We start from the raw sequence: 6184 nt of genomic DNA, 5'->3' as shown, positions 1-6184 counted from the left end.
ACGGCGTAAATGTCGTCACAAAAAAACAACAGCTGTCTAGACAGGTAACGGACAAACACCAAACTTTCAACGATCATTTTACCCAATTACAAATTTAATTTATTTAACAATTGAATTTTGGCACTTTCCTGCCTGACACAAATAAAATTCATCCACCTTCATTCTCGTTTGTGCCATGCGCATGCGCAAATATCCGGCATTTCTTGACAGTCAAGATCAAAAAATGGTCTGATGAATTGCAAATTTAAAATACTAAATTTGTAAACATGGTCATTTTGAAAATAATTTCAAATAGCTAAATAAAACCCTAAGGAAACTTAAGTTTCCTAGTTGGAGGATAGACAATGATTGAAAAGACATTAAACAAATCCTTGCGCATGATGTTTGCCGGCACCTTGGTCATGAGCGCAGGTTTCATGCACCAGGCCGTCCAGGCGCAGGAAGCCAAGGCTGGCGAGGAAAAAGTGCAGCGCGTGGTCGTCACCGGTTCCGCCATCAAGCGCGTGGATGCGGAAACCGCCGCGCCGGTGGAAATCTACAGCAAGAAAGATATCGAGCGCACGGGCGCCACCAGCGTCGCTGAACTGGTGCGCAACCTGGCTTCCATCGACATCAATGACCAGGGCGAACTGAGCGCCAGCTCCCCATCGGGTTCGGGCACCACCAACATCAAGATGCGCGGCTTGAGCGAACGCAACGTGCTGATCCTGTTGAACGGCCGCCGCCTGCCGACCAATGCGCTGGCTGACGGTTCCGGCGCAGGCGCCGCGGTCGACGTCAACGCCATTCCGCTGAGCGCTCTGGAACGCATTGAAATCCTGAAGGATGGCGGTTCGGCCATTTATGGCGCCGATGCCGTTGCCGGCGTGATGAACTTCATTACCAAAAAGAATTACCAGGGTCTGGAAGCGAAAACCAGCTATGGCCAAAGCTCGCGTTCGGACGCCAAGGAAAAGACGGCCAACCTCGTGTACGGTTTTGGCGACTATGACACCCAGGGCTTCAACGTGCTGGCCACGGTCGACGTGTTCAAGCGCGACCCGATCTACCGCAAGGACCGCGACCTGACCAGTTCGGCCGACTTCCGCCGCTTTGGCGGTCCTGATGGCCGCAGTGGCTACCATCCTAGCGGCAATATCAGCGGTGGCGGCACCCTGGTGCCTTGCCCGGCAGGCGATATGAGCCCGGACGGCTGCCGTTTTGACGTCAACAAGACCTTGCTGACCTCGACCAATGGCGCCGACCGCGTCAGCGGCATGCTGATCGGCAGCCTGAAGATCAGCGACAGCATCCGCGCGTTCGCGGAATTTACCTATTCCGAAAGCAAGGACGACTTCTCGTCCCAGCCTGCGCCAGGCAACTTCAAGGTCGGCAACCAGACCGTTGCCGGCCGCTTCATGCAAATGGGACCGCGCCAGACCAACCGCAAGGGCACGATGACCCAGTTCTCGACGGGCCTGGAAGGCACGACGCGCGGCATCGACTGGGACGTGGCCATCGGCAAGGGCGTGAGCAAGGCCACCAACCGCGATTCGAACTATGCACACTACGACCTGTTCAACGAAGCGATCGAGAATGGTTCGATCAACCCGACCCGCACCGACAATCCGCAGGCAGCCGTCGACAAGATCCGCCTGACGCCTACGCGCGCCGGCAAGTCGGAACTGACCTTCTTCAACGCCAAGGCATCGGCGCCGATCATGGACCTGGCAGGCGGCGCGATGGCTTACGCCGTCGGCGTGTCGTACAACAAGGAAACGCTGAGCGACCAGCCCGACCAGAACCAGATCGATGGCGTGGTCTTCGGCAGCATCCAGCAGGCTGCCGTGAAGGCGGACCGCAATTCCAAGGGCATCTTCGGCGAACTGTCGATTCCTTTCCTGAAAAACGTCGAAGCGCAAGTGGCCCTGCGCTATGACGACATCTCGAATGTCGGCAGCAAGACCAGCCCGAAACTGGCCTTGCGCTACCAGCCGCTGAACAACCTGATGTTCCGCGGTTCGTATGCGGGCAGCTACCTGGCGCCATCGCTGAAACAGATGTACGGCGGCGTCGATGCGGGTGCCTACACGACCAGCGATGCGGATATCTGCAAAGCCTTCCCATCGATTGCCGGCAATTGCAAAAACTTCGCCTACTACCAGGTTTCCGGCTCCAACAAGGACTTGAAACCTGAAACGGGCAAGACCTATAACCTGGGCGTGGTGTTCTCGCCAGTGAACTCGCTGACAGCCAGCATCGACTTCTTCAAGATTAACAAAAAGAACGAGATCGGCACCCTGACGGAAACCAAGGCGATCGAACTGGGCAACGTGGAAATCAAGAATGGCGACGCGCGCATCCTGCTGAACAACCAGAACCTGGCCACGACAGAAGTGCGCGGTTTCGATACGGACCTGCGTTATACCTCGCCGCAAACGATGTTCGGCAAGTTCACGCTGCGCAATGCGTCCACCATCTACACACGCATGGACACCCAGGACACGGCGACGGATCCAGAACAAAGCACGATGAAGACTTTCATGAATCCGAAGTACCGCAACACCTTCACGGCCAGCCTGGAAAAGGACAATATGTCGGGCACCCTGGTCATCCGCACGACGGGCGACATGATCGATTCGGACTTGCGCCGCGACGAAATCAAGCCGGGCACCCGCACGATTCCTTCGCACACGGAAGTGGATCTGACGGGCCAGTACGTGGCGATGCAAAACCTGACCTTCACGGCCGGCATCAAGAACCTGTTCGACAAGATGCCACCGTTTAGCGCGATGGGCGCCGGCAACCAGTACGGCACCCTGGGCTTTGCCCAGCTGTACAACGTACGCGGCCGTTACTTCTACATCGGCGCAGGCTACAAGTTCATGTAATGCAGCGCCATCCCCGGCGGCCTGAAACGGGCTGCCGGTATTGCATTCGAAAGCCGCACTCTTGTGCGGCTTTTTTCATGCCCGCAGACAAAAAAAAACCGCTGCAGGCAGCGGTTTTCAAGACAGGGTCACGCTTACAGGAAGCGATCCAAAATCTTCCGCGTCGTCTTGTCGATATTGAACATGTCGCGTATCAAAAAGTGGATGCCGTGATTGTCGGCGATCAAGAGCGACGTGGCGCCGATGCGGCGGATGTCTTCCTCGCCTTTCAGCACGAACTGCGTCTCGCCCCGGTCCGTGTCCACGTACCACGTGCACGGCGTGGCGAAGCTGCTCACGCTTTTCACGCGCGCGATCTCGGGCATGAATTCGCGTCCTTCCAGCTCTTCCTGCAGCAGGCTGCGCGCCGGTTCCGGCAAGGCGTCGAGGCGGTCGATCCATGCCACTTCCTTGCCATTGCCCAGCACCAGCGAAATGCCTTCGTCGGGCGACTGGATGGGGAAGGCGCGCACGGGCGCCACACCCTCAAAAACCTGGCCGTCCGCGTCCGTCATCACCAGCTTGCCGAAGGTGTCGCGGCTTAATGTAAAAGTTGTACTGGCCATGCTTATTCCTTGTCATCCAGGGCGAGTTCGTTGTTGCGCGCCTGTGCTTCGTAGAGGCGGAAATAGGCGCCCTCTTTCGCCATCAGTTCATCGTGACTGCCCACTTCGACGACCTGGCCGCGGTCCAGCACCACCAGGCGGTCGGCGCGGTGCAGGGTCGACAGCCTGTGCGCGATGGCGATCGTCGTGCGGCCCTGCACCAGGTTATCGAGCGCCTTTTGAATCTCTTTTTCCGTTTCCGAGTCGACCGACGATGTCGCTTCATCCATGATCAGGATGCGCGGGTCGATCAGCAGGGCGCGGGCGATCGAGATGCGCTGGCGTTCGCCGCCGGACAAGCCCTGGCCACGCTCGCCCACCATCGAATCGTAGCCTTGCGGCAGGCGCAGGATGAATTCGTGCGCATGCGCGGCGCGCGCGGCGGCGATGATGTCCTGGCGCGTCGCGTGCGGCTTGCCGTAGGCGATATTTTCCGCGATGGTGCCGAAGAACAGGAACGGCTCCTGCAGCACCAGGCCGATATTGCGGCGGTAGTCGGACACGGCGAACGAGCGGATGTCGACGCCGTCGAGCAGAATCGCGCCTTCCGACACGTCGTAGAAACGGCAGATCAGGTTGACCAGGGTGCTCTTGCCCGAGCCGCTGTGGCCCACGAGGCCGATCATCTCGCCCGCCTTGATGTTCAGGGTGATGCCGCGGTTGACGGCCCGGTTGCCATAGCGGAAACCGACTTCGCGCAAGTCGATGCGTCCTTCGATCTTGTCCAGTTTCACCGGTTGCGCCGGTTCCGGCACGCTCGACACGTGGTCGAGGATGTCGAAGATGCGCTTGGCGGCCGACGCCGATTTCTGCGTCACGGAGACGATGCGGCTCATCGAGTCGAGGCGGCCATAGAAACGCGTGCTGTAGGCGATGAAGGCGGTCAGCACGCCGACGGTGATTTCGCCGCGCGACAGCTGCCAGATGCCGAAGCACCAGATAACCAGCAAACCCATCTCCGTCAGGAAGGAAACGGTGGGCGAGAACAGCGACCAGACCTTGTTCAGTTTATCGTTGACGGCCAGGTTGTGCGCATTGGCGTCGCGGAAGCGGGCCGCTTCGCGTTTTTCCTGCGCAAACGCCTTCACGACGCGGATGCCGGGAATCGTATCGGCCAGCACGTTGGTCACTTCGCTCCACACGCGGTCGATCTTTTCAAAACCCGTGCGCAAGCGGTCGCGCACCAGGTGGATCATCCAGGCGATGAAGGGCAATGGCGCCAGGGTCATGATGGCCAGCCATGGGTTCATCGACCACAAAATGACGCCCGTCATGATGATCATCAGCACGTCGGAAGCGAAGTCGAGCAAATGCAGCGAGAGGAAGACGCAGATGCGGTCGCTGCCGCTGCCGATGCGCGCCATCAGGTCGCCCGTGCGCTTGCCGCCGAAAAATTCCAGCGACAGCTTCATCAGGTGTTCATACGTGGCCGAGCGCAAGTCGGCGCCCATGCGTTCGGACACCAGGGCCAGCACATAGGTCTTGCCCCAGCCCAGCAGCCAGGCCAGCAGGGCCGAGCCGAGCAAGCCGCTCATGTAGTACACCACCAGCCACGGGTCGATGTGCTTGCCGTTCTGATACGGAATCAGCACATTGTCCATCAGCGGCGCCGTCAGGTACGGTGGAATCATGTGCGCGGCCGTGCTCAGCAGCATCAGCATGAAGCCCAGGGCCAGCTGGCCACGGTAGGGATGGGCAAAGCGCCACAGGCGGAACAGGGTCCAGGTCGATGGCGGCGTGTGCAGCACCTTGGCGCAGATCGGGCATTCTTCCTGTTCCGGCTCCAAAGGCGCCTTGCAGCTGGGGCACACTTCCTGTTCCGCTTCCAGCACGGGCTGGCCCGTCAGGTGGCTGTCGAGGCGCTCGACGAACTGTTCCAGCACACGGATCGCATGCAGATTCTGGCCCAGGGTAAAACGCCACGACGCCAGGCGGCCGTGGTCGTCGAACAGTTCCAGATGGCCGACGCCGGCGTGGTCATGGTGGGTCAGGCGCAATCCGTGGCGGAAAGACCAACTTTTCCAAGTGGTATCGCCCGGCGAACGGGCCAGCAAACGCTTCTCGGTGACAACTATTATGCCTTTTGTGAAACGTAATCGCGCATCGAGGTCAACCTCAACGCTACTTAAAACGTTCTCCCCTGGAGAAAGGTTGCTCTCCACTTCCGCCAGCCAGTGTTCAGGCAGCGATGTGAGGGGAATAGTTGTTGCAGGAACACTCAGTTCAGTTGTCATCGTAAAGCATACTCCGGCTCGAGGCCATGCCCTTCAGGGCGGGATTTGGGGGATGGGGCAGACGCCCGATCAATGTTTGTGTACTGCGCGATGGCGAGGTGGATGCACCAGTGGCAATTTCCTGTATTGTATCGAATGGATGCCTGCCGGTAAGGAATGATGGCAAAACGGCGCAAAAAAATCAGCGTCCGTCGTACGGGAGCAAGTATACAACAGCCCGCTGTTGCGCAAATGCTCCAGCTTTAAGCAGAGTCGGTATCTTTATAACAAGTATGGCAACAATTAGTAACAATTAGAATGACAACACCAGCAGAATAAGGGCAGCAAACGCGACAAGAGGCCGCTAAAAGTGGCACACTGCGCATACCCGGGATAAAGAACCAAGCACGAGCCTGAAAAGACTCTGTAGAGCCAACATAAAGTATCTGGCGCCCAG

General features: G+C 58.4%; 3 protein-coding genes. 1 reads left to right on the top strand and 2 read right to left on the bottom strand.

What is annotated here, in order from left to right; genetic code table 11:
- Positions 1–344 precede the first annotated feature (344 nt).
- Positions 345–2870 carry a TonB-dependent receptor gene (locus tag ASN89_RS14335; RefSeq protein WP_046685831.1) on the top strand — a complete coding sequence of 842 codons (2526 nt, stop codon included), beginning with the start codon at positions 345–347 and terminating at the stop codon, positions 2868–2870.
- Between the two features lie 134 nt (positions 2871–3004).
- Here the strand turns inward: ASN89_RS14335 and ASN89_RS14330 are convergent, their stop codons facing one another.
- Together ASN89_RS14330 and ASN89_RS14325 are read right to left on the bottom strand one after the other, a co-directional pair.
- Positions 3005–3475 carry a DUF1854 domain-containing protein gene (locus ASN89_RS14330; RefSeq protein WP_034750645.1) on the bottom strand — a complete coding sequence of 157 codons (471 nt, stop codon included), beginning with the start codon at positions 3473–3475 and terminating at the stop codon, positions 3005–3007.
- Positions 3476–3477: 2 nt separating this feature from the next.
- Positions 3478–5748, bottom strand: a complete 2271-nt coding sequence (locus tag ASN89_RS14325; RefSeq protein WP_080698525.1) for an ABC transporter ATP-binding protein — start codon at positions 5746–5748, stop codon at positions 3478–3480.
- Positions 5749–6184 lie beyond the last annotated feature (436 nt).

It is taken from the genome of Janthinobacterium sp. Ant5-2-1 (assembly GCF_001445815.1).
Lineage (GTDB): Bacteria > Pseudomonadota > Gammaproteobacteria > Burkholderiales > Burkholderiaceae_D > Janthinobacterium > Janthinobacterium lividum_E.
Note: the sequence above shows the minus strand (reverse complement) of the source record. Positions and strands in the feature narration are given on the sequence as shown.

Excerpts from the sequence above, each read along its gene's own strand:
- ASN89_RS14335 (WP_046685831.1), top strand. The coding sequence starts at position 345 with ATGATTGAAAAGACATTAAACAAATCCTTGCGCATGATGTTTGCCGGC.
- ASN89_RS14330 (WP_034750645.1), bottom strand. The coding sequence starts at position 3,475 with ATGGCCAGTACAACTTTTACATTAAGCCGCGACACCTTCGGCAAGCTG.
- ASN89_RS14325 (WP_080698525.1), bottom strand. The coding sequence starts at position 5,748 with ATGACAACTGAACTGAGTGTTCCTGCAACAACTATTCCCCTCACATCG.